Here is a 25,123-nt window from a genome sequence, read left to right as displayed (position 1 = left end):
GCTCGAGGACCGGCGGGGGCTCTGTCACACCGCGGTGAGGGCCGCGAGGGCGAGCGTGACCAGCGTGGTGCGCAGGGCGGCCGGGGAGACCCCGCTCGCCCGGCGCACGCTGTGCGGCGTCGAGTTGATCAGTCCGAACACGGCGTGCACGCGCAGGCGCCGCTCGTCCTCCCCGACCGTCGGCAGGACCGCGCCGAGAGTGGCGACCCAGAGCTCGGCGTACTCCCGCTGCAGACGGCGCACTCTGGCGCGATCGTCCGGGGCGAGCTCGCTGAGGTCCCGGTCCTGCACCCGGATCACATCCGCGGAGGACAGGGCGAACTCGACATGGAATTCCACGAGTCCGGCCAGCACCGCGGAGGGCGCGCCGCCGGCAGCCTGCACGGCGGTCCCGCCGTCTCGGAGTCCGCGGCTGACCCCGACCAGCAGCTCCGCCAGGAGGGCCTGTTTGCTCTCGAAGTGGCGGTAGACGGCCGGTCCCGAGACGCCGACGGCCGCGCCGAGCTGGGCGGTGGTCACGGCGGCGAAGCCGTCGCGCGCGAACAGTGCGGCCCCCGCGGTCAGCAGCGCACCGCGCCGCTCCAGGCGGAGGCGTTCCCGTTCGGTGCCGGCCCTTGCCATTCGCGCTCTCCCTCGCTAGCGTGTATTTCAGTTATCGAACAATAACCCAACTTGCGGCACATCCGCACCCGTCAATGAGGACTCATGGCTCGGCTCACCAGCTCGATCACCCGCGACGACGCGTTCCTTCAGAACGATGCCGCGCAGCAGGAACTCATCACCCGCTTGCATGAGACCGTCGCCCGCACGGCCCAGGGCGGGCCGGAACGGTCCCGCGAGAAGCACGTCTCCCGCGGAAAGCTCCTCGCCCGCGACCGCATCACGCGTCTCCTGGACGTGGGAAGTCCGTTCCTCGAGGTCGCCCCGCTCGCCGCCCACGGGATGTACGACGACGTGGCCCCGGCGGCCGGTGTGATCGCCGGCATCGGAGTGGTCCTCGGGCGGCAGGTCATGGTGATCGCGAATGACGCCACGGTCAAGGGCGGGACCTACTTCCCCCTCACGGTGAAGAAGCACCTGCGGGCGCAGGAGATCGCTCTGGAGAACCGCCTGCCGGTGATCTCCCTGGTCGACTCGGGCGGTGCGAACCTGCCGCAGCAGGACGAGGTCTTCCCGGATCGCGAGCACTTCGGCCGCATCTTCTACAACCAGGCCCGCATGTCCGCGGCCCGTATTCCGCAGATCGCCGCCGTGCTCGGTTCGAGCACCGCCGGAGGCGCGTACGTGCCGGCGATGAGCGACGAAACGGTGATCGTGCGCAACCAGGGCACGATCTTCCTCGGCGGTCCGCCGCTGGTGAAGGCCGCGATCGGGGAGCGCATCTCCGCCGAGGAGCTCGGCGGCGGAGAGGTGCACGCGTCCCGCTCCGGGGTCGCCGACCACCTTGCGGAGGACGACGAGCACGCCCTCGAGATCGTGCGCGACATCGTCGCCACCCTGCCGGACCCGGCTCCGCTGCAGTGGGCGACACGACCCACCGCCGATCCGGCGGTCGACCCGGCGGACCTTCTCGGCGTCGTCCCGGTGGACGTGAACCAGCCGTACGATCCCCGCGAGGTGATCGCGCGACTCGTCGACGGCAGCGCGTTCACCGAGTTCAAGAGCGAGTACGGCAAGACCCTCGTCACCGGCTGGGCGCACATCCACGGGCACCCGGTCGGCATCCTCGCGAATGACGGCGTCCTGTTCCGCGAGTCCGCGCTCAAGGGTGCGCACTTCGTGGAGCTGTGCGACCAGCGCGGGATCCCGCTGCTGTTCCTGCAGAACATCAGCGGCTTCATGGTCGGGTCGGAGGCCGAGCACGGCGGCATCGCGAAGGACGGTGCCAAAATGGTCACCGCGATCGCCACGACGCGCGTGCCCAAGCTCACCGTCATCGTCGGCGGTTCCTTCGGGGCCGGGAACTACGCGATGAGCGGGCGGGCATACTCGCCGAGGTTCCTGTGGACCTGGCCGGGCAGCCGCATCTCGGTGATGGGCGGCGAACAGGCCTCCAGCGTGCTCTCCACGGTCAAGCGCGACCAGATCGAAGCTTCCGGAGCGGAATGGTCCGCGGAGGACGAGGACAGCTTCCGCGCGCCGATCCGCGCGCAGTACGAGAAGCAGGGGGATCCGTACTACGCCACCGCGCGGCTCTGGGATGACGGCATCGTCGACCCGCTGCAGACGCGGGACCTGCTCGGTCTCGCTCTCGACGTCGTCGGCCGCGTGCCGTTCGCTGACACCGGCTTCGGCCTCTTCCGGATGTGACCACCATGTACTTCGACACCGTCCTGATCGCCAACCGCGGCGAGATCGCGCGCCGCGTGATCCGCACCCTCCGCCGCCTCGACATCCGCTCCGTCGCCGTGTACAGCGACGCGGACGCGGACGCGCCCCACGTGCGGGAGGCGGACCTCGCCGTCCGCATCGGTCCGGCCGCCGCGAGTGCGTCGTACCTCAACGTCGACGCGGTCCTCGCAGCCGCGCGAGGGACGGGCGCGAACGCCATCCACCCCGGGTACGGCTTCCTGTCCGAGAACGCCGCGTTCGCCGAGGCGTGCGCCGCGGCGGGCATCGTGTTCATCGGCCCCGGGCGGCGCGCACTGGAGGTGATGGGGGACAAGATCCGCTCCAAGGAGCACGTCGCCGAGCACGGCGTCCCCGTCGTACCCGGCTTCAGCGCGGCCGGGATGAGCGACGAGGAGATCACGACCCAGGCTCGGCGCATCGGCCTCCCGCTGCTGGTGAAGCCCTCTGCAGGCGGTGGTGGCAAAGGGATGCAGGTCGTGTCGTCCGCAGCGGAGCTGCCGGACGCACTGACGACCGCCCGTCGCGTCGCGTCCGCATCCTTCGGCGACGACACGCTGCTGCTGGAACGGCTCATCACGGCGCCCCGCCACATCGAGGTGCAGGTGCTCGCGGACGCGCACGGGCACGTCGTCCACCTCGGCGAGCGCGAGTGCACGCTGCAGCGTCGCCACCAGAAGGTGATCGAGGAGGCTCCGTCGCCCGCCATCGATCAGGCGACGCGCGAACGGCTCGGCGCGGCTGCCTGCGCGGCCGCCGCGAGCGTGGACTACCGCGGTGCGGGCACCGTCGAGTTCCTCGTGTCCGCCGAGCGGCCGGACGAGTTCTTCTTCATCGAGATGAACACCCGCCTGCAGGTCGAGCACCCGGTCACCGAGGAGGTCACCGGTCTCGATCTCGTGGAGCAGCAGTTGCGCGTCGCGGCGGGGGAACCGCTGACCTTCACGCAGGAGGACGTCACCCTCACCGGTCATTCGATCGAAGCTCGGGTCTACGCGGAGTCGCCCGCGCGGGGGTTCCTGCCGGCTACCGGAATCGTGGGTCTGTGGCGTCCCGCTGCCGACGTCCGCGTTGACTCCGCGATCGAGACGGGCTCTGAGATCACCGCCGACTACGATCCGATGATCGCCAAGGTCATCGCCACGGGCGTCGATCGCGACGAGGCGCTGGACCGCCTGCGTCGCGCCCTCGGCGACACGGTCGTGTTCGGGGTGGACACGAACCTCGGCTTCCTCGCCACGCTCGTCGACGATCCCCGCGTCCGGGCCGGCGACATGGACACGGGCCTGATCGACACGCTCCTGCCGTACACGGATCCGGAACCGTCGCCGGAGGTCCTGGGTGCCGCCGCGGCCTACGCTGCGGGAGCGACGCAGCGTGCACGGTACGTCTCCCTCGCAGAGGCGGCGAACCATCCCGGGCCGCCGGTGCTCTGCGGCGCGTGGACCTCGCTGCCCGGTTGGCGTCTGAACGCCGGACCGCAGCTGCCCGTGGAGTCCTTCGTCGTCTCCGGCGAGAGCGCCGTGCGCACCGCCGTCCCCATCGCCGTTCCCGGTGCGCTCGCCGAAGAGCAGGATGACCTCCTCTGGGTGCACGTACCCGACCAGACCGTGCCGCTGCAGCCGATCACGCGTCGCGATGCCGCCGATCGACGGCGCGCCGCCGCGGCGCGTCCGGACGGCGCCGTCGATCCCACCGTGCGCGCGCCGATGCCGGGCACCGTCGTCGCCGTTCACGTCGCCGACGGTGACACCGTGGCGGCCGGAACCCGTCTCGTCACGATCGAGGCGATGAAGATGGAGCACGTCGTCACCGCGCCCGCCACGGGAACGGTGACCGTCACCACCACCGTCGGAGAGCACGTCCGCCGCGACCAGCAGGTCGCTGAACTGGCACTTGCTGCCGAGAGCGAGGAATCAGCATGAGCATCGATCTCACCGAGGACGAGCGTGAGCTCGCCGCGATGGTCCGTCAGTTCGCCGAGGAGGTCGTCGCTCCGGTGGCCTACGAGGCGGACCGCACCCATACCCTGCCACTGGACGTCATCGCGCAGATGGGGGAGATGGGCCTGTTCGGTCTGCCGTTCCCCGAGGAGTACGGCGGCCAGGGCGGGGATTACTTCGCGCTGTGCCTGGCGATCGAAGCGCTGGCGCGCGTGGATCAGTCCGTCGCGATCACCCTGGAAGCCGGCGTCAGCCTCGGCGCCATGCCCGTCTTCAAGTTCGGCACCGAGGAGCAGAAGCAGCAGCTGCTGCCGGACCTCCTCGCCGGTCGCGCCCTCGCCGGATTCGGCCTCACCGAGCCCGAGGCCGGCTCGGATGCGGGCGCCACGCGAACGACGGCGCGGGAGGATGGCGACGAGTGGGTGATCTCCGGCGCGAAGCAGTTCATCACCAACTCCGGCACGGACATCACCCGGTTCGTGACCGTCACGGCCGTCACCGGCCAGAGCGAGAACGGCAAGCGCGAGATCTCCACGATCATCGTCCCGTCCGGCACCCCCGGCTTCACCGTGGAACCGGCCTACGACAAGGTCGGCTGGCACGCCTCCGACACACACCCGCTCACGTTCGACGACGCCCGCGTCCCGTCCGGCAATCTGCTCGGTGAGCGCGGTCGCGGCTTCAAGAACTTCCTGGAGATCCTGGATGAGGGCCGCATCGCGATCGCCGCACTCGGCACCGGTGCCGCCGAAGGGTGCCTCGAGGCCGCCGTCGACTACGTCGGCAAGCGGACCGTGTTCGGTGCGCCGCTCGCGACGCGCCAGCACGTGCAGTTCCTCCTGGCCCGGATGCGCACCCGCGTTCACACCTCCCGCCTGGCCTGGCAGCACGCGGCGCGGCTGCGCGACGCCGGAAAGCCGTTCAGCGAGGAGGCCGCGATCGCCAAGCTCGTCTCCAGCGAGGCGGCCATGGACAACGCTCGCGACGCGACCCAGCTCTTCGGTGGCAATGGCTTCATGAACGAGTACCCGGTCGCACGCCACTATCGCGACTCCAAGATCCTGGAGATCGGTGAGGGCACCACCGAGGTGCAGCTCCTGATCATCGCGCGTGCGCTCGGGTTGGTCGGTTGAGGTGTCCGAGCGGATCATCGAGCAGCGCGGGCTCTACTACGAGGAATTCGACACCGCGGCGGTCTATCGCCACACGCCCGGACGCACCGTGACCGAGGCGGACAACGTCCTGTTCACCACGCTCACCATGAACACGCAGGCCCTGCACCTGGACGCGGCGTTCGCCGAGTCCACGGAGTTCGGTCAGCGCCTGATCAACTCGATGTGGACGCTGTCGACGATGGTCGGGTCCTCGGTCGCGCAGCTCACGCAGGGGACTCTCGTGGCGCAGCTCGGCCTCGGTGACATCGCGTTCCCGGCGCCGTTGTTCGCCGGGGACACGCTGAGCACCGAGACGCGTGTGCGCGAGAAGCGGCCGAGCTCGTCACGTCCGGGGCAGGGCATCGTGGTGCTCGAGCACACCGGGCGCAAGCAGGACGGCACGGTGGTCGCCCGCGCGACGCGCACCGCTCTGGTGCGAATGCGGCCGGCGGACCCGTCATGAGTGACCCTCTGGAGCAGGGCCCGGCGCTGCTGTTCTGCCCGGCGGACCGTCCGGAGCGCTGGGGCAAGGCGCTGGAGCGGGCCGATGCGGTGATCATCGATCTGGAGGACGCCGTGCTGCCGGCAGCGCGGCCCGGCGCACGGGATGCGCTGACGGCGGCGACGCTCGATCCCGCGCGGGTGATCGTACGCGTCAATCCCGTCGACTCGCCGGACTTCGCCGCGGACCTTGCGGCCGTCCGAGCGACCGCCGTGACCCACGTCATGCTGGCGAAGACGGAGTCCGCGCGGTCGCTGGACACCCTGGACGGGCTGCAGGTGATCGCCCTGTGCGAGACGGCGCGCGGAGTGCTCGCGGCGGAGGAGATCGCCGCCCATCGCAGCGCCGCCGCGCTGATGTGGGGCCCCGAGGACCTCGTCGCCTCCCTCGGCGGGACCGACAGCCGGTATCCGGACGGGACCTTCCGCGACGTCGCCCGGCACGCGCGGTCGCGGGTTCTGCTGGCCGCTCGGGCGTTCGACCGCGTGGCGATCGACACGGTCCACCTGAACATCGCCGACACCCAGGGTCTGGCGGAAGAGGCGCGGGACGCCGTCGCCAGTGGGTTCGCCGCAACGGCGTGCATCCACCCGTCGCAGGTGGAGATCATCCGGGACTCCTACCGCCCCTCCGCCGACGAGGTCTCGCGAGCGCGCGAGCTCCTGGCAGCCGCCGCGACCGAGCACGGCGTGTTCCGGTACCAGGGGCGGATGGTGGACGAACCGGTCCTCCGCCACGCCCGGGCGGTGCTGGCCCGCGCTGAGCGCTGAGCGCTCAGCGGACCAGCTGCAGCAGTGAGATCCGATCCCGCTCGACACGGAAGGTGTGCACTGAGCCGTTCTCGACCTTCCGGCCGGGCTGGGGGAGCGTGTCCTTGCTGATGGCTCGGATGAGCGTGCCGATGACCCCACCGTGCGAGACCGCGACGACATGCGGAGAGGATGCCGGCAGCGCCTGGCGTGCGCGACGCGCCAGCAGGTGCAGGGCTGCGAAGGCCCGCTCCGCCACCTGCTCGCGGGTCTCGGCGCCGGGGATGACCGCCTGATTCCAGGGACCGTACTCCGCGGTGAAGTCCGCCACGAGCGTGCCCTCCGCGTCGCCGTACTGACGCTCGCGCAACTCCGGCAGCAGCACCGGACGCCCCCACCCGCGGTCGGCGCCGATGATCGAAGCGGTCTCGGCGGCACGGGAGAGGTCACTGGCCGCAAGGAAGACCGGGCCGTCGACCTCGATCGCGAGGGCGGCGTCGTGCGCCTGCCGACGTCCGGTGTCGTTCAGGGGGATATCGGTGGAACCCTGAAGGCGGCCCGCGAGGTTCCAGTCGGTCTGTCCGTGTCGGACCAGGCTGATGAGAGTCACCCTCCGAGCCTAACCGCCCGGTCGAAGGGTGGATCCGTCGAAGTGCCCCAGTGGGCGGCGATCGCCGGCAACGTCTCACTGACCCCGGCGTCGAGCTTCAGGTCGACGCGCCCGTCCATGCGCGTCCGCCCGCGATTGATCACCACGACGGGGATTCCGCGTCGTCGAGCGCGCTCGACGAGCCGCACGCCGGTGTTCACCGTGAGCGACGAGCCCGCGACGAGAAGCGCGTCAGCGGCGTCCACGACCGCGGCCGCGAGCGCGAAGCGGGGCGCCGGGACGTACTCGCCGAAGAAGACGACGTCCGGGCGCACCATGCCGCCGCAGACCGTGCAGATCGGCACGACGAACCGGTCGGTGTCCGCCGGGACCATATCGCCGTCCGGGCCGAGTCGGCTCGTCGCGTCCAGATCGAAGTGCGGATTGTCCGCCGCGATGCGGGCGGAGACGTCGCGCCGGTCGAACGTCTGACCGCACCGCAGGCAGACGACGCGGGCGCCGGTGCCGTGCAGCTCCACGACGCGCGTGCTCCCGGCCTTCTGGTGCAGCCCGTCGACGTTCTGGGTGATGATTCCCGCGACCCGCCCATCACGTTCCCAGGCCGCCAGCACGCGGTGTCCGAGGTTCGGCCGCCGCGACGCGAAGTGGTGCCAGCCGAGCTCGCCTCCGGCCCAGTACCGCCGCCGATCGGCGTCGTCCTGCGCCAGAAAACGAGAGACGGTCATCGGCGTGCGCACCGGCGCGCCCTCGCCCCGGTAGTCCGGGATGCCCGAATCGGTCGACACACCGGCACCGGTGAGCACGGCGAGGCGCCCGCCCCCGAGCAGGTCAGCGGCGCGGTCGAGATCCTGGGCGTCCGCCGTCACGGCCTCAGCCTACGGGCCCCACGATGGTCGAGGGTCGCGCTCAGCCGACCGAGGGCCGATACACCAGCTCCGGACGCCCGGCGGTGCCGTAGCGGGGTTCTACCTGCGCGGCACCGGTGTCGACCAACCGCTGCAGGTAGCGGCGTGCGCTGACGCGGGACATCCCGGTGCTGTCGGCGATGTCCGTCGCGGATGCACCCTCGGGCACCGCGGCAAGCGCCCGCGCGACGCGGTCCAGCGTCAGGGCCGAGCCCTCCACCGTCGGGATCGGCGCGGTCCGCTCGGCCAGCAGCGCATCGACCGCCTGCTGGTCGAGGCGCACCGCCCCCAGTCCCGCTTCCGAGCGCAGGGCGTCGCGCACCGCATCGAGCTTTCCGTGCAGTGCCGCCATGGTGAACGGTTTGACCAGGTAGTGGCGGACGCCGAGTTGACGCGCGCGCCGTACCGTGTCGACCTCGCTCGACGCCGTCACCGCGATGACCTCGCCCGTGTACCCGTGCGCGCGGATCGTGCGCAGCACGGCGATCCCGGAGAGGTCCGGGAGGTGCACATCCAGCAGGACCACCCGCGGTCGGAGCACCTTCACCGCCTCGAGAGCCCCGTGGCCGGTCCCGACCATTCCGGCGACGGTGAAGGCCTCATGCCGTTGCACGAAGCCGCGGGTGACGGCGGCCACGTCGGCGTCGTCCTCCACGATCAGGGTCTGCAGTCTGGTCATGCGTTCACCACCGTGAGCACCGGTCCGGGGCGTCATCGTCGCCGGACGTGTCGAACTGATGAGGGTCACGACGACACCGCCGCGACCGCGCGCGGCAGCCGCGCGGTGAAGCGCGCGCCGCCGAGCGGAGAGTCGTCCACGATGACATCGCCGCCACGGCGACGTGCGACACGGCGCACGAGGGTGAGCCCGTAGCCGCGCTGCGTCTCCGCACCGTCCTGCTTCGTGGACTCCTTCAACCGGAAGACGCTGTCGCGGCGCTCCGGCGGGACACCGGGACCGTCGTCGTCCACACGGATCTCCAGTGCTTCGTCATCATCGCGGATCAGGACCACGATGCGTCCGGTCACCCCGGCCGCCTCGATGGCGTTGTCAATGAGGTTGCCGAGCACCGTCGTGCGGGCCAGAGCGTCGTCGTCATCCGCCGCGGGCGAGCGGACGGCGGTGGCCGGATCGACATCGAGGGTCACGCCGTGCTCGCGCGCCCAGGCGCCCTTGGCGATCAGCAGCGCCGCCAATTCGATGTCGGCGATGTCCGACGGTGCTGCCGCCGTGGTCTCGTTGCCGGCGCGTTCGACCACGCGCCGGGCGGCGTCGTGCTCGCCGAGCTCGAGGAGCCCACCGAGCGTGTGCAGCGTGTTGGCGAACTCGTGCTGCTGGGCGCGCAGGGCCTCTGCCACGCTCTGCGCACCGGCGAGCTCACGCAGCGCGTGGTCGATCTCGGTGCGGTCCATCAGGATCAGCACCTTGCCGACCGACCGCCCCTTCACCACGACCGGGTCGACACGAGCCAACAGCACCCGCTCGCCCGCGAGCGCGAGCTGCGGCGACGTGTCGTCGTCGCCGAGGTCCACGACGAGGACGTCGCTGATCTCCGTCCCCACGAGGCTCTCACCCTCAGCATGACCGAGCAGACGCAGGGCTGCGTCATTGCACACCTGGATGCGGCGGTCCTCGCCGAGCACCACGATGCCGTCGCCGATCCCGTGCAGGGTGGCGTCCCGGATGTCGAGGAGTCCGCTGATCTCATCCGAGTCCAGCTGATAGATGCGATTGCGCATGAGGTATGCCGCGCCGCTGGCCAGGGCGAGGCCGACCACGACGGCGCCGCCGAGCCAGATCCCCAGCACGCCGATGCCGGAGGCGTAGGCGGAGCGCACCTCGCTCTCCAGGATGCCGACCGAGACCTGACCGATGATCTCCCCGTCGGGCGCGAACACCGGAACCTTGGCGCGCCACGATTCGCCGAGCGTACCGGTCTGCTTCCCGGTCCAGACGCTGCCCTCGAGCGCATCCGGCGGAGTCGAGACCTTCTGGCCGATCTTGGTGGGATCCGGGTGCGAGAACCGAATGCCGTTCGCGTCGCTGACCACGACGTAGTCCAGGTCGCTGGCTTTGCGGACGATCTCGGCGACCGGCTGGATCACGGCGGACGGGTTCGCATCGTCGAACGCGTCCAGCACCACCGGCAGACTCGCAACCGACTGGGCGACCGCGATCATCCGGTCCTTGTACGCCTCACGGAGCGAGTGCTCCTGCAGGAAGGCCACCGTGACACCGGTGCCGACGATGACGATGAGCATGATGATGCACTGCAGGAGCAGCACCTGCGTGCGAAGCGTCATCGCTCGAATCACCCCAGCAGAATACCGGCCTGGGTCGCGGGCGAATCGGCGGGGCTGTCCGCAATGACCGAAACGACCGCTGCGACCGCAACGTTCCTTGCGACCACAAGCGCCGCAGTCGCCGCCGCGGTCCCTAGCGTCGGGGAATCGCCTCGTCCGCACTCGGCGGACTGGACTCAAGGAGGAGACGTGCGATCCATGCGTACGCGTCGTGACCGACGCCGCACCACCACAGCAGCCTTCGGAATCATCGCCGCGGCGGCACTCGCCCTCACGGCCTGCTCCGGAGGCAACAGCGGCACGGGAGGCTCCGCCGCTGCCGACGACAAGGCCGTGACCTTCACGGACATCAGCGTGATCGCCCCGGCGGACCCGGGCGGCGGATGGGACCAGACGGCCCGCTCGTTCAGCCAGGTGCTGACCGAGGACAAGCTCGTCAAGTCCGCGCCGGTCACCAACATCGGCGGCGCCGGCGGCACCGTCGGACTCGCCAAGCTCGCCACGGAGAAGTCGGCGAACACCCTCATGGTCACCGGCTCGGTGATGGTCGGTGCGGTCGAGACCAATGCCAGCGAGAAGCGCATCGAGGACATGACCCCGATCGCGAAGCTGACGGAAGAGGCTGCGGTGATCGTGGTCCCGAAGAACAGCCCGTACAAGGACATCAAGAGCCTCGTCGACGCGATCGTCAGCAAGGGCCAGGCGGTCTCCGTGACCGGTGGCTCGGCCGGCGGAACCGACCACATCCTCGCCGGTCTGGTCCTCACCAACGCCGGCGTGAAGGCCGCGGACGTGCCGAAGAAGCTGAACTACGTCGCCAACTCCGGCGGCGGCGAGGCGACCACGATGCTGCTCGGCGGAAACGTCGACGCCGGCATCTCGGGCGTCGGCGAGTTCGTCAAGCTCATCGAGTCCGGTGACCTCAAGGCGCTCGCCGTCTCCAGCTCCGAGCGGGTCGCGCAGCTCCCGGACGTTCCGACCCTGACCGAAAAGGGCATCGACGTCACGGCCACCAACTGGCGCGGCCTCGTCGCTCCCGGCGGCATCACGGACGCGGACAAGACCGCGCTGGTCGATCTCGTCACGAAGGTGCACGACACCAAGACGTGGCAGGGGATCCTCGAGACCAACGGCTGGTCCGATGCGTTCCTCACGGGCAGTGAGTTCGACACGTTCCTGACCGGCGACATCGCCCAGACGCAGGACACGCTGAAGGCGATCGGACTGACGGAATGAGTCAGGCGTCCGTCGAGGTCTCCGAGCCGGAGACCTCGACGGCGCCGCCTCGCGCCCTCCGCATCGAGGCGATGATCTTCGTCGGGTTGATCATCGTCCTTGCGATCGGCGTGCTGGTCGGCGCCTCGACCATCCGAGAGCCCCTGGGCTCCACCAATACCCTCGGGGCGCGGGTCGTGCCCTACGCGGTCGGCGCTCTGCTGCTGATCTCCGCGATCACCGTGCTCATCCAGCAGCTGCGTGGCCGGTTCGGCGAACCGGACGGCGGCGAAGACGTCGATCTGGAAGCGTCGACGTCCTGGATGACCACCGTGATCGTGCTGATCAGCTTCGCCTCGCTCATCGTCACCATTCCATGGTTCGGCTGGCCCATCGGTGTCGCCGTCGTCTTCGCCGGTTCGGCGATCGCCCTCGGCGCGAGGCGCTGGTGGGTGGCGGTGCTCGTCGGCATCGCGATGGGTGTGGTCACACAGGTCGCCTTCGGCACACTGCTCGGGCTCTCGCTGCCCCCCACCGGAACCCTGACCTCCTGGATCGGCCTCTGATGGACAACCTGACTCTCCTGCTGCAGGGCTTCGCTGACGCCCTGCAGCCCATGTACCTGCTCTACGCCTTCATCGGCGTTCTCGTGGGCACCGCCGTCGGCGTGCTGCCCGGCATCGGACCCGCGATGACGGTCGCGCTCCTGCTGCCGCTGACCTACACCCTGGAGCCGACGGCGGCGCTGATCGTGTTCGCCGGCATCTACTACGGCGGCATGTACGGCGGCTCGACGACTTCGATCCTGCTGAACACGCCGGGCGAATCCGCGTCGATCGTGACGGCGCTCGAGGGCAACAAGATGGCCCGCGCGGGGCGCGCCGCCGCCGCCCTCGCGACCGCCGCGATCGGCTCCTTCGTCGCCGGAACGATCGCCACCGTGCTGCTCACCCTGCTCGCCCCCACGCTGGCCCGCTTCGCGGTCTCGCTGGGCCCGGCGGACTACTTCGCGCTGATGATCGTCGCCTTCCTCACGGTCGGCGCACTGCTCGGATCCTCGGTTCCGCGCGGTCTGCTCTCGCTGTCGATCGGCCTGCTGATCGGCTTGGTCGGAACCGACACTCTCACCGGACAGGCGCGCTACACGCTGGGCATCCCGGAGCTCGGTGACGGCATCGACGTCGTCATCGTCGCGGTCGGTCTGTTCGCACTCGGGGAAGCGATCTACGTCGCCTCGCGTCTGCGCGGTGGTGAACTGCCACTGATCCCGATCACCCGTGGGTGGAAGACGTGGATGCGCCGGTCGGACTGGAAGCGCTCATGGAAGCCGTGGCTGCGCGGCACCGCCATCGGTTTCCCGATCGGAACGATCCCGGCCGGTGGCGCCGACGTCGCGACGTTCCTGTCGTACGCGTCGGAGCGGTCCCTCGCGAAGGAGCCGTACAAGAGCCAGTTCGGCAAGGGCGCCATCGAGGGCGTCGCCGGTCCGGAAGCGGCAAACAACGCCGCCGCAGCCGGTGTGCTCGTGCCGCTGCTGACGCTCGGCATCCCGACCACGGCGACCGCCGCGATCATCCTGTCCGCGTTCAAGACGTACAACATCCAGCCCGGTCCGCAGTTGTTCGACACCAACCCCGGCCTCGTCTGGGCGCTCATCGCCAGCCTCTACATCGGCAACGTCATGCTGCTCGTGCTGAACCTGCCCCTGGTGGGCATGTGGGTGAAACTGCTGCAGATCCCGCGGCCCTACCTGTACGCCGGGATCCTGGTGTTCGCCGGGCTCGGCGCGTACGCGGCGAACTTCACCGTGTTCGACATCGCGATCATCGCGGTCTTCGGCGTGCTGGGCTTCTTCATGCGTCGTCAGGGTTTCCCGGTCTCGCCGATGGTCGTGGGAGCGATCCTCGGCCCGATGGCGGAGGAGCAGCTGCGCAAGTCGATGCAGATCGGCATGGGCAACCCGGCGTACCTGGTGCACAGCGGATTCGCGATCACCGTGTACGTGCTGCTGATCGTCGTCGTTATCCTGGCGCTCTGGCTGCGTCGCCGCCGTGCGCGGTATGAGGCGACCGTCGAAGCCTTCGACGACACGTACACGACGTCCACGATCCGTACGGTCGACCTGGAGATCGAGTCAGAGGAGGAGCACCCCGAACCCGAGCGGGGGCGGCTGTCCACGACCGGTGTGTCCACCGTGCGCGAACGGGGGTCGAAGAAGCGCAAGTGAGACGGCGCTTCTGCGGAGGGCGGGCGGCCTGGGGGGCGCCCGCCCTCCGTCACGTCCGGATCGCCGACCGTTCACGGCGTGACAGCATGGGGTGTGCCCGTCCTCGAGATCACCGACGCCGCCGACGCGCGGGTGTCCGACTTCCGCTCTCTGACCGACGCCGCGTGGCGTCGGCGCCACGAAAGCGTGCACGGGCTCTATGTGGCCGAGTCCTTCCCGGTGTTCGAACGGGCCGTGGCTGCCGGGCACACGCTGCGGGCCGTCCTCACCCAGCGCCGCTGGGCGCAGCGCGCTGCCGCCTCGGCGGGGGAGGCTCCGGTGCTGGTCGCCGACGACGACATCCTCGAATCGATCACCGGATTCGACGTACACCGCGGACTTCTGGCCGCCTTCGACCGGCCCGTGCCCGTTCCGGTCGCCGAGCTGCTCACCGGCGGCACCGTGCTCGTGCTGGAGGACGTCACCGACACCACGAACGTCGGAGCCGCTTTCCGCGCCGCGGCCGCCCTCGGCGCCTCGGCGGTGCTGGTCACCCCACGCTGTGGCGACCCGCTGTACCGCCGCTCTGTGCGGGTGAGCATGGGCACCGTGTTCCAGGTCCCGTGGACCCGCACCGGCGAGTGGCCTGAGCTGTCCGGACAGCTCCACGCTGCCGGCTACACGGTGTCCGCCCTCGCGCTCGCGCCGGACGCGGTGGATCTCGCCGACTACCGCCCCACCGCTCCGGTGGCTCTCGTCCTCGGCGCAGAGGGACCGGGACTCACCCCCACGGCCGTGGATGCGGCCGACACGGTCGTCACGATCCCGATGGACGGGGGAGTGGACTCGCTCAACGTCTCAAGCGCCGCCGCCGTCGCCCTCTGGCACCTGCGGAGCACCTCCGGTCTGTGATCGAAGGTTCAGTCCTCCGTCGGCGGCGCCGGGTGGTGGACGGGGCCGGGCTCCGGGCGCTTGGCGGCGATGTGGTCACCGGAGGACTCATGCCGGAGACGGCGAAGGACCCAGGGCACCAGGTGGGCGCGGGCCCAGGACAGGTCCTCGACACGGGCCGCCCGCCAGGTCCGCGGGGCGAGGGCGCCCGGTTCCATCGGGCGAAGATCGTTGGGAACGTTCAGGGCGCGCAGCACCATCCGCGTCACCTCGTGGTGGCCGAGGGCGTTCATGTGCAGGCGGTCGACATCGAAGAAGCGCGGGTCCTGGATCTCCTTGAGAGCCCACTGGTCCGCCACGATGCAGTCGTACTTCTCCGCCACGGCGCGGATGTTCTCGTTGTAGATCGCCACCTTGCCGCGGAACGGGCGGAACACCGGGGTGAAGTTGACGTCGATCCCCGTGAAGACCACGACCGTCGCCCCGGCGGAGGACAGCCGGGCGACCGACTCGTCGAACAGTTCGGCGATGTGATCGGGATCGGTGCCGGGGCGGATGACGTCGTTGCCACCGGCGCAGAACGTGATGAGGTCCGGCTGCAACTCCAGCGCGGCCTCGATCTGCTCGTCCATGATCTGCCGGATGAGCTTGCCGCGCACCGCGAGGTTCGCGTAGGCGAAGTCCTCCACGCTGGATCCGAGTTCCTCCGCGAGCCGGTCCGCCCAGCCGCGCAGGCCGTTCGGCGAGTCCGCGTCCGGATCCCCGACGCCTTCGGTGAAGGAATCACCGATCGCGACGTAGCGCCGCCAGGGGTGCGGTCCCTCGTTGTCCGGTCGCTGACGACGCATCTCGGCGGTGTTGTCGGTCATCGTGATCGGAATCCTCTTCTCGTCGACACGGTCGCGCCCCAGCGGCCACCGGAAGCCTAATCGGCGCGGACGAGGTCCGCCACGAGGGGCGGCCGTGTCGGTCACGGCGACTATCCTTGACCGAGTGCTGTCACCGTCCTATCCGCAAAGAGCCCCGTGGGGGACGGCGGGCAAACTCCGGGCGTGGCAGCAGGAGGCGCTGGATCTCTACTTCGAGCGCGAGCACCGCGATTTCCTCGTCGCCGCGACACCCGGCGCCGGCAAGACCACCTTCGCTCTCACCCTCGCGCAGGAGCTGCTGCGTCGGCGCGAGATCAACCGCATCATCGTCGTCGCACCGACGGAGCATCTGAAGACCCAGTGGGCGGACGCCGCGGCGCGGCTGCACATTCGCCTCGACCCGGCGTTCCGCAACTCGCACACGGCACCCGCGCGGTACTACCACGGCGTGGTCGTGACGTACGCGCAGGTCGCCGCACGTGCGCCCGTGCACCGCCGTCTCACGGAGTCGGCGAAGACTCTCGTCATCCTCGACGAGGTCCACCACGGCGGTGACGCCCTCAGCTGGGGCGACGCGATCCGGGACGCCTACGGCCCGGCGATCAAGCGCCTGTCCCTGTCCGGCACCCCGTTCCGCAGTGACACCGCTCCGATCCCGTTCGTGGAGTACCACCCGGATGAGAGCGGTGGACTCGTGTCCACCACCGACTACTCGTACGGCTACGGCCGTGCGCTCGCCGACGGCGTGGTCCGTCCGGTGCTCTTCCACGTCTACTCGGGCACGATGCGCTGGCAGACGACCATGGGCGACGAGCTGGAAGCCAACCTCGGCCAGGACAACACGAAGGACGTCAACGCGCAGGCGTGGCGCACCGCGCTGGATCCCGAGGGGGAGTGGATGCAGGCGGTGCTGCGCTCCGCCGACGAACGACTGACGGAGATCCGCAAACACGTCCCGGACGCCGGAGGATTGGTCATCGCGACGGACCAGACCGTCGCCCGCGCCTACGCCAAGCTCCTGCACGCGATCAGCGGAGAGCGCGCCACGATCGTCCTCAGCGACGAGGCGGACGCGTCCGCGCGGATCGAGAAGTTCTCCGGATCCGCATCCCGCTGGATGGTCGCCGTGCGCATGGTGTCCGAGGGGGTGGACGTCCCGCGCCTCGCGGTCGGCGTGTACGCGACCTCGTCCTCGACCCCGCTGTTCTTCGCGCAGGCCATCGGCCGCTTCGTACGCGCCCGCCGCCGCGGCGAGGCCGCCAGCGTCTTCCTGCCGAACGTGCCGCCGCTGCTCAAGCTCGCCAACGAGATGGAGAAGCAGCGCGACCACGCTCTGGATCGGCAGACCAAGGACGAAGACGGCCTCGAGGACTCCCTGCTGGATGCGGCGAACCGCGAGGAGAAGGCCGAGGACGCCCTCACGGAGGAGTTCTCCTTCCAGGCACTCGCCTCCACCGCGCACTTCGATTCGATCGTCTTCGAGGGCAAGCAGTTCGGCCAGCTCGCCGAGCCGGGCACGGATGAGGAGCGCGAGTTCATCGGGTTGCCCGGACTGCTCGAACCCGAGCATGTGCACGAGCTCCTCAGTCAGCATCAGGCGCGCCAGACCCGGCACCGCGAGGCGCGCGAGGCACGCGAGGCGGAGTCGGGGGAGGCCGAGACCTCCTTGCCGGAACCGCTGCACCGCACGCTCCGGGAGCAGCGGCAGCTGCTGAACAGCCTCGTCGGCCTGTACGCACGACAGACCGGCGAACCGCACGGCGCCGTGCATGCCGAGCTTCGCCGGACGTGCGGTGGGCCGGCCGTGGCGACGGCGACGGTCGCGCAGCTGCAGAAGCGCATCGAGTTCCTCCGCCGCCGCGTTCGCGCTTGATCGATCTCCCGTTCGGAGGGCCGAAATCCTGGCAATCGCGGCGAACTCGCGGTTCTCGGGCGTGCCGACCGATAGTTTCGGGAGGTCCCCCCCCGAACCGAAGGAGCCTTCCGTTGAGCGTGTCCGCGCCCACCCCCGCTGATCGTCGCCGCTGGGCGAAGTATCTCGCTGACGAGCGCGCGGAGGCCCGCATCTACGAGCGGCTCGCCGGCCGTCGCGCCGGCGAGGAGCGGGAGATCCTGCTCCAGCTGGCGAACGCCGAGGGACGCCACGAGCAGCACTGGCTGGACCTCCTCGGCGGCGAGCCGAAACGCCTGCCCGCGGCCGGGCTCCGCACGCGGATCCTCGGGTGGATGGCCGGCCGGTTCGGCTCGATCTTCGTTCTCGCTCTCGCCCAGCAGGCCGAGGCTCGTTCGCCGTACGACAGCGAGGAAGCCGCGACCCCCGCCATGCGCGCGGACGAGAAGGTGCACCACGAGGTCGTCCGCGGTCTCGCCGCGCGCGGGCGACGTCAGTTGTCCGGGACCTTCCGCGCCGCCGTGTTCGGCGCGAACGACGGCCTGGTCTCCAACCTCGCCCTCGTGCTCGGCATCGGCGCGACCGGCGTCGCCCCGCACTTCGTCCTCTTCTCGGGCGTCGCGGGCCTGCTCGCCGGCGCCCTCTCGATGGGCGCGGGGGAGTTCGTCTCAGTCCGCTCGCAGCGCGAGCTGCTGGCCGCCACCGAGCCGAGCGACTACGCCGACAAGGCGCTTCCGGACCTGGACCTCGACGCGAACGAAGTGGCGCTGATCTATCGCACGCGTGGCATCCCTGCGGATGAGGCGATGGAGCGCGCGCACAAGGTCGTCACCGCCGCCCACGGGGGCACCGCACCGAAGCGCACGGCGACCGAAGACCACGAGGTGGTCGGCAACGCCTGGGGTGCCGCCATCTCCAGTTTCCTGTTCTTCGCCTCCGGCGCCGTCATCCCGGTGATTCCGTGGTTGTTCGGGCTCGCCGGGACGGCCGCCGTCGTGCTGGCTCTCGTGCTCGTGGGCATAGCCCTGATGCTGACCGGCGCCACGGTCGGCGTCCTCTCCGGCGCCTCGCCCCTGAAGCGCGCTCTGCGCCAGCTGGCGATCGGGTTCGGTGCGGCGGCCGTCACCTACGTCCTCGGGCTGCTGTTCGGCGTGTCCGCCGGCTGACCTCAGGCAAGGCTGCGCCCCGCGCCTGACACGCTCCGATGTGGAATCAGGAAAGGCCCCGGATGCATCCGGGGCCTTTCCGACCACCTGCCCGTCAGCCGCGGTGGGGGGAGTGCCGCGATCGGATTTCTCCGGTCGCGTGCGCAGCGGGCGCGGTTCGGCACAACCTCTCGGTTCCTGGCGGACGGTGATGATTGACCGGCAACCTCCCCAGGCGTGTCCGGTCAATGATTCACAATAACATCGTTGAGCGCCGCTGTCCGGTTTTTCTCCATCGACGTTCCGAATAAGCCGGAACCTCAGCCGACAACGTGAAAGGCCCCGGATGAATCCGGGGCCTTTTCTGTGCGCGAGGGGGGACTTGAACCCCCACGCCCTTTCGGGCACTAGCACCTCAAGCTAGCGCGTCTACCTATTCCGCCACCCGCGCAGGTGACTGGGAGTCCGGTCGAACCTTCTTCCCAACGAGGATCGAGCTTAGCACGCGCCCGCCCCCTTTCCGCACATCGGCCCGGCCCCCGGGCGTGCCGTAGCGTTGGGGGATGACCGTAGCCGAACTTCCCGAGGTCGCCCGCATCGCCCGCGACCTCATCCGCTTCGACACGAGCAACTGGGGGGAGGGCCGAGCGAACCCCGAGCGCCCTGCCGCGGACTACGTCTCGGCGCTGCTGTCGAACCTGGGGCTGGACGTGCAGACGTTCGAGGCCGAGCCGGGCCGCACCAACGTGTGCGCGCGAGTCGAGGGCCGCGATCGCGACCGTCCCGCGCTCGTCCTGCACGGACACCTGGATGTCGTTCCCGCGGTCGCCGCGGACTGGAGTGTCGATCCGTTCGCCGGCGAGGTCCGCGACGGCATGCTCTGGGGCCGAGGTGCCGTTGACATGAAGGGTATGGACGCGATGATCATCTCGTCGCTGTCCGAGCTGCACCGCGCGGGCGAGAAGCCGTCCCGCGATGTCATCGTGACGTTCTTCGCCGACGAGGAGGCCGGGGGCGAGCGCGGGTCCGCGCGGGTCGTCGCGGAGCGGCCGGAGTGGTTCGCCGGCGCAACGGAGGCGATCAGCGAGGTCGGCGGCTATTCGGTCGAGGTCGCGGGACGCCGAACGTATCTGCTGCAGGTGGGGGAGAAGGCCCTGCTCTGGCTGCGGCTGTCCGCCCGCGGCGTCGCCGCGCACGGGTCCGCCGTGCACGCGGACAACGCCGTCACGGCTCTCGCCGAAGCGGTCGTGAAGATCGGCCGCACTCCGTGGCCCGTGCAGCTGACCGGCACCACGGCGGCGCTGCTGGAGCGGTTCCGCCAGATCGCGCAGACGGATGAGACCGACCCGGATGCGCTCGCCGCGCTGGCGGGCCCCGCACAGCGGTTCATCCGCGCATCCCTGCGCACTACGACGAACCCGACCGGGCTGACCGCCGGCTACAAGCACAACGTCATCCCGGACCACGCGGAGGCGCTGATCGACGTCCGCACTCTGCCGGGTACCGAGGACGATGTGCTCGCCGCGATCCAGGACATCGTCGGCGACGACATCGAGATCACCACCGTCACGCGGGACATCGGCCTGGAGACGCCGTTCGCCGGTGACCTCGTCGATGCGATGGTGCGTGTTCTCGGCGAGCACGACCCGGGCGCGCCCGTGGTGCCCTACCTGATGGGCGGCGGAACGGATAACAAGGCGCTGTCACGGCTCGGAATCGTCGGATACGGCTTCGCGCCGTTGCGCCTGCCCGCCGACCTGGATTTCACGGGTATGTTCCATGGTGTCGACGAGCGCGTGCCCGTCGAATCGCTCGTATTCGGACAGCGCGTGCTGACGGACCTTCTGCGGAGCAACTGACACCCATGCACTTCTTCGAAGCCCTGATTCTCGGGCTCGTCCAGGGACTGACCGAGTTCCTTCCGATCTCCTCCAGCGCTCACATCCGGCTGGTCGGCCTGCTGTTCCCGGGCAACCCGGACCCGGGCGCCACCTTCACCGCGATCGCTCAGCTCGGCACCGAGCTCGCCGTGATCCTGTACTTCCGCAAGACCATCGTGCGGATCATCGTGCGCTGGTGGCAGTCGCTGACCGGCAAGGTTCCGCGCAACGATCCGGACGCCCGCATGGGCTGGCTCGTGATCATCGGCACCATCCCGATCGTCATCGTCGGTTATGTCGCGCAGTCCTACATCCGCGGCGCCTTCCGCAACCTGTGGCTGGTGGCCATCGTCCTGATCGTGTTCGGTCTGCTGCTCGGCGCAGCCGATGCGCTGGGCAAGCGGAACCGTGAGCTGAAGGACCTCACCTATCCGCACGGCATCCTGTTCGGGCTGGCTCAGATGCTGGCGCTGATCCCCGGGGTGTCCCGCTCGGGCGCGACCACCACGATGGGCCTGGCCCTGGGCTACACACGCTCGGCCGCGGCGGAGTACTCGTTCCTGCTCGCCATTCCGGCGGTGTTCGGGTCCGGACTCTACGAGCTCTATCAGAGCTTCGACGAGCCGGCCGGCGTCTATGGTGCGCTGGACACCGCGGTCGCAACGATCGTCGCGTTCGTCGTCGGCTTCGCGGTGATCGCGTACCTCATGCGGTATCTGCGCAAGGGCAGCTTCCTGCCGTTCGTGCTGTACCGCGTCGCGCTCGGGCTGGTGCTGATCGTCCTGCTGGCTTTCAACGTCATCCCGGCCGTCTGACGCGTCCGGCCGTCTGATGCGAGAGCGTCAGCGGCGGGGCGGTCCGTCGCCGTCCGAGCGCAGGTACTTCTCGAACTCCTGCGCGATGGACTCACCGGAGGCCTCCAGCGCGTCCCACTCATCGCGGGCGCGCTCGAGCTCCGCGACGTAGGCGACGAGCTCTTCGTCCTCCGCGACGGCGGCGTCGACCGCGGCCTCCCAGCGGTCTGCTTCCTGCACGAGCTCCGCGCGCGGCACCTCGCGGCCGGTGTACTCGATCAGCGCATCGAGCACGGCCAGCGTCGCCTTCGGCGCCGGAGCATGACCGGCGGTGTAGTGCGGCACGCTGGCCCAGAGATTGACGGTGGGGATCTCGGCTGCGGCGAGCGCCTCGGAGAGGACGGTGAGAATGCCCACCGGGCCTTCGTACTCGCTGCGCTCCAGGTTGCCGGCGCGACGGATCTCCGGATCGTCGCTGGAACCGTGCACGCGGATCGGTCGCGTGTGCGGCACGTCGGACATCATCGAGCCGAGCGCGATGAAGCCGGAGATGTCGTGCGTGAGCGCCTGATCGACGATCTCCGCGCAGAACGCCTGCCAGGCTCGCGCCGGTTCCACGCCCGTGAGCAGCCACAGCTCGGTGCCGCCCTCGTCCGCGGGAGCCGCACGCCAGAGCTTCGTGCTCGGCCACGTGATCACCCGCGCACCGGACTCATCGAAACCGATGGACGGCCGCGTGTATTGGAAGTCGAAGTACAGTTCCGGCTCCACCTGCCAGATCTCGGTGGCCGCCAGCGCATCACGGACCGCGGCGAGCGCGGTCGACGCCGCTTCGCCCGCGTCGTTCCACCCGTCGAATGCTGCGACGAGGATCCGTCGACCGAGTCCCTGCAAGCCAGACCTCCCGTGGTGTCCCTCCAGGATAGGCGCAGGCGCGCGGAGCAGGGCCGCCGCGCCGATAGGCTGAAGAAGTGACAGACTCCGCACTCCGGGCCGTCCTGTGGGACATGGACGGGACGATCGTCGACACCGAACCACTCTGGATGGCCGCCGAGATCGAGCTGATCCGCGGCCACGGCGGTACGTGGACCCACGAGGACGGATTGCGTTGCGTCGGCCTGAGCCTGGACGCGTCCGCACGGCTGTTCCAGGAGGCGGGTGTCGATCTGGCCGTGCCGGAAATCATCCGCCATCTGAGTGGCGAGGTGATGAAGCGCATCGCGGCCGGGGACGTGGAGTACCGACCGGGCGCACGCGAGCTGCTGGCCTCGACGACGGCGGCGGGCCTGTCCAACGTGATCGTGACGATGTCGTACCGAGCGATGGCGGCCCAGGTCGCCGACCTCCTGCCGGCGGGTACCTTCACCGCCGTCGTCGCCGGTGATGAGGTCACGCGGGGCAAGCCCTTCGCGGACCCGTACCTGCAGGGCGCGCGTGCCGCGGGCGTCGCCCCCACCGCATGCGTGGCCATCGAGGATTCGCCCAACGGCGTTCGATCCGGCATCGCCGCGAAGATCACCACGATCGGCGTGCCCCACATGGTTCCCCTGGAGGGGGTCGGGGCCACGGAGATCTGGTCCACTCTGCAGAACCGGACCGCGGAAGACCTCCGCGCCGTCCACGAAAGGCACCTTCGATGACCTCTGCCCGACCCAGCGGACCGTTCCGCGTCGGCGACCGCGTCCAGCTGACCGGCCCCAAGGCCCGCATGCACACCATCACGCTCCGTGAGGGCGGCGAGTTGCACACGCATCACGGCGTGCTGCGCCACGCCGACCTGGTCGGGCTGCCGGACGGGTCCGTGGTGCGCAACAGCTCCGACCACGAGTACCTGGCCCTGCGTCCGCTGCTGCGCGACTTCGTGATGTCGATGCCCCGCGGCGCCGCGATCGTGTATCCGAAGGACGCCGCCGCCATCGTCGCGCAGGCCGACATCTTCCCCGGTGCGGTGGTCGTGGAGGCCGGCGTCGGGTCCGGCGCGCTGTCGCTGTCTCTGCTGCGAGCGATCGGCTCGGACGGTCGCCTGCTGTCGTTCGAGCGCCGTGAGGAGTTCGCCGACGTCGCCCGTGCGAACGTCGAGACGTTCTTCGGTGAGGTGCCCGAGACCTGGTCCGTGACCCTCGGCGACCTGGCCGAGGAACTGCCCTCGGCCACGGAGCCTGCCAGCGTCGACCGTGTCGTGCTGGACATGCTCGCCCCCTGGGACGTCATGGACGCCGTCGCTGACGCCCTCACGCCCGGCGGTGTGGTGATCTGCTACATCGCCACGGCGACCCAGCTCTCCCGCGTCGCGGAGTACATCCGCGGTATGGGTGTGTTCACCGATCCCGAGGCCAGTGAGACGATGGTCCGCGGTTGGCATGTGGAGGGCCTGGCGGTGCGACCCGATCACCGCATGGTGGCGCACACCGGTTTCCTGCTCACCGCACGACGGCTCGCTCCCGGCTCCGTCACCCCCGAGATCCGTCGTCGAGCGTCCAAGACCTCCTTCGCCGACGAGGATGTGGAGCTGTGGACCCCGGGCGCGGTGGGAGACCGCGAGATCACGGACAAGAATCTGCGCAAGCGTCTGCGCGAAGCCGAGAAGGCCGCCGAGGGCGTGCGCGAGGCGGGAACGTCGTCGCAAAACGCGCTCGAGTCCTGACGGAAGAGGATCGTGGCGCGCGTCCGGCGACACCGGAGCGGACACGTAGACTGCATCCGTGCGTAAGTTCACCGCTGTCGTCTCCCTGACCGCTCTCGCCGCCCTCGGCCTCGCCGGTTGCGCGCCCGCTCCGGGTACCGCGTCCTCGGCCGGGTGCACGCCCGCGTCAACCGGAAGCGGGGACATCCTCCGCGCGGTCTCCGTCACCGGGGACGTCGGGAAGGACGCGAAGGTGAAGGCACCCGCACCGATGCAGGTCACGACCCCCGAGCGCGACCAGTTGGTCGAGGGCACCGGGCGACAGATCACCTCCACGGAGCAGGTCGTCAAGGTCGAGTACACCCTGATGTCATCCGCCACCGGGGCGGTCCTCGGGTCGACCTTCGGCAGCACCTCCGGCCAAGGCGCCGGATACGCGCCGCTGAGCAGCCTGTTCCAGTCCGTTCCGCCTCTCGCCACGGACCTGATGTGCGCCCGTGAGGGTGCTCGCATCGTCGCGGCCGTGCCCGTGTCCGCGCTGGACCCGTCGGTCGCGCAGGGCGCCGGGCTGAACAAGAGCGACGGCATCATCGCCGTGATGGACGTCGTCAGCGCGATGCTGCCGTCCGCCGAAGGATCACTGGTGTTCAACTCGGCGAACCGGTTGCCCTCGGTGGTGCGCGCGCCCGACGGACGCCCCGGTGTGATCGTGCCGGACGGGTCCGCCCCGACGACGCTGACCACGCAGACGCTCATCGCCGGCGACGGCGCCAAGATCGACGAGAAGAAGGACACGCTCGTCGTCCAGTACACCGGCGTCGGCTGGACCGACAAGACCGTCTTCGACAGCACGTGGGAGAACAAGTCCCCCGCGGCGCTGAAGGGTGGGGCGGAGATGCCTCCCGGATTCGCCGACGCGCTGAAGGGCGCCACGGTGGGTTCCCAGATCATGGTCGTGGTGCCGAAGTCGGAGGCCGCCGCGAAGAGCTCCTCCGGCACCTACCAGCACCCCACCGACCAGGCGCTGGTCTATGTGATCGACGTGCTCGGCGTGCTCCCGCAGAGCTGAGTCAGATTCCCTGCACCGGACGCC

The 25,123-nt window shown here is 69.9% G+C and carries 23 protein-coding genes and 1 tRNA gene; 16 read left to right on the top strand and 8 right to left on the bottom strand.

The window, feature by feature from the left end:
- Positions 1-24: 24 nt before the first annotated feature.
- Positions 25-621 carry a TetR/AcrR family transcriptional regulator gene (locus tag BN1193_RS05450; RefSeq protein WP_040164475.1) on the bottom strand — a complete coding sequence of 199 codons (597 nt, stop codon included), beginning with the start codon at positions 619-621 and terminating at the stop codon, positions 25-27.
- 84 nt (positions 622-705) lie between these two features.
- On the opposite strand from BN1193_RS05450, the gene BN1193_RS05445 reads away from it, so the two are divergent.
- Genes BN1193_RS05445 through BN1193_RS05425 form a run of 5 tightly spaced genes read left to right on the top strand, consistent with a single transcriptional unit; the run spans position 706 to position 6,718 of the window.
- Complete coding sequence (locus BN1193_RS05445) at positions 706-2,310, top strand: carboxyl transferase domain-containing protein (RefSeq protein WP_040164474.1); 1,605 nt, start codon at positions 706-708, stop codon at positions 2,308-2,310.
- A gap of 5 nt (positions 2,311-2,315) precedes the next feature.
- Complete coding sequence (locus BN1193_RS05440; protein ID WP_040164768.1) at positions 2,316-4,274, top strand: acetyl/propionyl/methylcrotonyl-CoA carboxylase subunit alpha; 1,959 nt, start codon at positions 2,316-2,318, stop codon at positions 4,272-4,274.
- Positions 4,271-5,425, top strand: coding sequence for an acyl-CoA dehydrogenase family protein (locus BN1193_RS05435; protein ID WP_094770284.1), 1,155 nt, complete (start codon positions 4,271-4,273; stop codon positions 5,423-5,425). Before BN1193_RS05440 ends, BN1193_RS05435 begins: the two co-directional genes overlap by 4 nt.
- On the top strand, positions 5,403-5,909 hold the full coding sequence (locus BN1193_RS05430) for a MaoC family dehydratase (protein ID WP_230206414.1): 507 nt from the start codon (positions 5,403-5,405) through the stop codon (positions 5,907-5,909). Before BN1193_RS05435 ends, BN1193_RS05430 begins: the two co-directional genes overlap by 23 nt.
- On the top strand, positions 5,906-6,718 hold the full coding sequence (locus BN1193_RS05425) for an HpcH/HpaI aldolase/citrate lyase family protein (RefSeq protein ID WP_040164472.1): 813 nt from the start codon (positions 5,906-5,908) through the stop codon (positions 6,716-6,718). Before BN1193_RS05430 ends, BN1193_RS05425 begins: the two co-directional genes overlap by 4 nt.
- A gap of 4 nt (positions 6,719-6,722) precedes the next feature.
- Here BN1193_RS05425 and BN1193_RS05420 read toward each other — a convergent pair whose 3' ends face one another.
- From BN1193_RS05420 to BN1193_RS05405, 4 genes are all read right to left on the bottom strand, one after another.
- Positions 6,723-7,307, bottom strand: coding sequence for a histidine phosphatase family protein (locus BN1193_RS05420; protein ID WP_040164471.1), 585 nt, complete (start codon positions 7,305-7,307; stop codon positions 6,723-6,725).
- The gene (locus tag BN1193_RS05415) at positions 7,304-8,173 is read right to left on the bottom strand and encodes a Sir2 family NAD-dependent protein deacetylase (protein WP_052460453.1); all 870 of its coding nucleotides are present in this window, start codon (positions 8,171-8,173) and stop codon (positions 7,304-7,306) included. Before BN1193_RS05415 ends, BN1193_RS05420 begins: the two co-directional genes overlap by 4 nt.
- A 40-nt stretch (positions 8,174-8,213) precedes the next feature.
- Positions 8,214-8,891 (bottom strand): response regulator transcription factor, encoded by a 678-nt coding sequence (locus BN1193_RS05410; RefSeq protein WP_040164763.1) that lies wholly within the window; start codon positions 8,889-8,891, stop codon positions 8,214-8,216.
- 65 nt (positions 8,892-8,956) lie between these two features.
- Positions 8,957-10,528: an ATP-binding protein gene (locus BN1193_RS05405; RefSeq protein ID WP_141396627.1), complete on the bottom strand. Its 1,572-nt coding sequence runs from the start codon at positions 10,526-10,528 to the stop codon at positions 8,957-8,959.
- 186 nt (positions 10,529-10,714) lie between these two features.
- Between BN1193_RS05405 and BN1193_RS05400 the strand changes: the two genes are divergently transcribed.
- The 4 genes from BN1193_RS05400 to BN1193_RS05385 all read left to right on the top strand — a co-directional run bounded on the left by BN1193_RS05400 (position 10,715) and on the right by BN1193_RS05385 (position 14,849).
- Positions 10,715-11,752, top strand: coding sequence for a Bug family tripartite tricarboxylate transporter substrate binding protein (locus BN1193_RS05400; protein ID WP_040164469.1), 1,038 nt, complete (start codon positions 10,715-10,717; stop codon positions 11,750-11,752).
- Complete coding sequence (locus BN1193_RS05395; RefSeq protein ID WP_052460451.1) at positions 11,749-12,297, top strand: tripartite tricarboxylate transporter TctB family protein; 549 nt, start codon at positions 11,749-11,751, stop codon at positions 12,295-12,297. Before BN1193_RS05400 ends, BN1193_RS05395 begins: the two co-directional genes overlap by 4 nt.
- On the top strand, positions 12,297-13,958 hold the full coding sequence (locus BN1193_RS05390) for a tripartite tricarboxylate transporter permease (RefSeq protein WP_094770283.1): 1,662 nt from the start codon (positions 12,297-12,299) through the stop codon (positions 13,956-13,958). Before BN1193_RS05395 ends, BN1193_RS05390 begins: the two co-directional genes overlap by 1 nt.
- Positions 13,959-14,051: 93 nt before the next feature.
- Complete coding sequence (locus tag BN1193_RS05385) at positions 14,052-14,849, top strand: TrmH family RNA methyltransferase (protein ID WP_040164468.1); 798 nt, start codon at positions 14,052-14,054, stop codon at positions 14,847-14,849.
- An 8-nt stretch (positions 14,850-14,857) separates the two neighbouring features.
- Here BN1193_RS05385 and BN1193_RS05380 read toward each other — a convergent pair whose 3' ends face one another.
- On the bottom strand, positions 14,858-15,697 hold the full coding sequence (locus tag BN1193_RS05380) for an SGNH/GDSL hydrolase family protein (protein WP_052460450.1): 840 nt from the start codon (positions 15,695-15,697) through the stop codon (positions 14,858-14,860).
- A 124-nt stretch (positions 15,698-15,821) separates the two neighbouring features.
- On the opposite strand from BN1193_RS05380, the gene BN1193_RS05375 reads away from it, so the two are divergent.
- Positions 15,822-17,570 (top strand): DEAD/DEAH box helicase, encoded by a 1,749-nt coding sequence (locus BN1193_RS05375; RefSeq protein WP_195907807.1) that lies wholly within the window; start codon positions 15,822-15,824, stop codon positions 17,568-17,570.
- A 113-nt stretch (positions 17,571-17,683) separates the two neighbouring features.
- Positions 17,684-18,754 (top strand): VIT1/CCC1 transporter family protein, encoded by a 1,071-nt coding sequence (locus tag BN1193_RS05370; protein ID WP_040164466.1) that lies wholly within the window; start codon positions 17,684-17,686, stop codon positions 18,752-18,754.
- Positions 18,755-19,100: 346 nt separating this feature from the next.
- On the opposite strand, the gene BN1193_RS05365 is transcribed toward BN1193_RS05370, so the two are convergent.
- A tRNA-Leu gene (locus BN1193_RS05365) sits at positions 19,101-19,184 on the bottom strand.
- Positions 19,185-19,296: 112 nt separating this feature from the next.
- Between BN1193_RS05365 and BN1193_RS05360 the strand changes: the two genes are divergently transcribed.
- Together BN1193_RS05360 and BN1193_RS05355 are read left to right on the top strand one after the other, a co-directional pair.
- Entirely contained in the window at positions 19,297-20,592 is a 1,296-nt protein-coding gene (locus BN1193_RS05360) for a M20/M25/M40 family metallo-hydrolase (protein ID WP_040164465.1), read from the top strand.
- Positions 20,593-20,597: 5 nt separating this feature from the next.
- A complete protein-coding gene (locus tag BN1193_RS05355; protein ID WP_040164464.1) occupies positions 20,598-21,428 on the top strand; it encodes an undecaprenyl-diphosphate phosphatase in 831 nt (276 codons plus the stop codon).
- Between the two features lie 27 nt (positions 21,429-21,455).
- Here BN1193_RS05355 and BN1193_RS05350 read toward each other — a convergent pair whose 3' ends face one another.
- A complete protein-coding gene (locus tag BN1193_RS05350) occupies positions 21,456-22,301 on the bottom strand; it encodes a PAC2 family protein (protein WP_040164463.1) in 846 nt (281 codons plus the stop codon).
- 77 nt (positions 22,302-22,378) lie between these two features.
- On the opposite strand from BN1193_RS05350, the gene BN1193_RS05345 reads away from it, so the two are divergent.
- The 3 genes from BN1193_RS05345 to BN1193_RS05335 are packed head-to-tail and all read left to right on the top strand — an operon-like array spanning position 22,379 to position 25,099.
- Positions 22,379-23,047, top strand: coding sequence for an HAD family hydrolase (locus tag BN1193_RS05345; protein ID WP_040164462.1), 669 nt, complete (start codon positions 22,379-22,381; stop codon positions 23,045-23,047).
- Entirely contained in the window at positions 23,044-24,051 is a 1,008-nt protein-coding gene (locus tag BN1193_RS05340; protein WP_040164461.1) for a tRNA (adenine-N1)-methyltransferase, read from the top strand. The genes BN1193_RS05345 and BN1193_RS05340 overlap by 4 nt, the downstream gene beginning before the upstream one ends.
- 58 nt (positions 24,052-24,109) lie before the next feature.
- The gene (locus BN1193_RS05335; protein ID WP_040164460.1) at positions 24,110-25,099 is read left to right on the top strand and encodes an FKBP-type peptidyl-prolyl cis-trans isomerase; all 990 of its coding nucleotides are present in this window, start codon (positions 24,110-24,112) and stop codon (positions 25,097-25,099) included.
- The last annotated feature ends 24 nt before the right edge of the window (positions 25,100-25,123 follow it).

Source organism: Microbacterium gorillae (assembly GCF_000826185.2).
Classification (GTDB): domain Bacteria; phylum Actinomycetota; class Actinomycetes; order Actinomycetales; family Microbacteriaceae; genus Microbacterium; species Microbacterium gorillae.
Note: the sequence above shows the minus strand (reverse complement) of the source record. Positions and strands in the feature narration are given on the sequence as shown.

Excerpts from the sequence above, each read along its gene's own strand:
- BN1193_RS05450 (WP_040164475.1), bottom strand. The coding sequence starts at position 621 with ATGGCAAGGGCCGGCACCGAACGGGAACGCCTCCGCCTGGAGCGGCGC.
- BN1193_RS05445 (WP_040164474.1), top strand. The coding sequence starts at position 706 with ATGGCTCGGCTCACCAGCTCGATCACCCGCGACGACGCGTTCCTTCAG.
- BN1193_RS05440 (WP_040164768.1), top strand. The coding sequence starts at position 2,316 with ATGTACTTCGACACCGTCCTGATCGCCAACCGCGGCGAGATCGCGCGC.
- BN1193_RS05435 (WP_094770284.1), top strand. The coding sequence starts at position 4,271 with ATGAGCATCGATCTCACCGAGGACGAGCGTGAGCTCGCCGCGATGGTC.
- BN1193_RS05425 (WP_040164472.1), top strand. The coding sequence starts at position 5,906 with ATGAGTGACCCTCTGGAGCAGGGCCCGGCGCTGCTGTTCTGCCCGGCG.
- BN1193_RS05410 (WP_040164763.1), bottom strand. The coding sequence starts at position 8,891 with ATGACCAGACTGCAGACCCTGATCGTGGAGGACGACGCCGACGTGGCC.
- BN1193_RS05400 (WP_040164469.1), top strand. The coding sequence starts at position 10,715 with ATGCGTACGCGTCGTGACCGACGCCGCACCACCACAGCAGCCTTCGGA.
- BN1193_RS05395 (WP_052460451.1), top strand. The coding sequence starts at position 11,749 with ATGAGTCAGGCGTCCGTCGAGGTCTCCGAGCCGGAGACCTCGACGGCG.
- BN1193_RS05390 (WP_094770283.1), top strand. The coding sequence starts at position 12,297 with ATGGACAACCTGACTCTCCTGCTGCAGGGCTTCGCTGACGCCCTGCAG.
- BN1193_RS05380 (WP_052460450.1), bottom strand. The coding sequence starts at position 15,697 with ATGACCGACAACACCGCCGAGATGCGTCGTCAGCGACCGGACAACGAG.
- BN1193_RS05360 (WP_040164465.1), top strand. The coding sequence starts at position 19,297 with ATGACCGTAGCCGAACTTCCCGAGGTCGCCCGCATCGCCCGCGACCTC.
- BN1193_RS05355 (WP_040164464.1), top strand. The coding sequence starts at position 20,598 with ATGCACTTCTTCGAAGCCCTGATTCTCGGGCTCGTCCAGGGACTGACC.
- BN1193_RS05340 (WP_040164461.1), top strand. The coding sequence starts at position 23,044 with ATGACCTCTGCCCGACCCAGCGGACCGTTCCGCGTCGGCGACCGCGTC.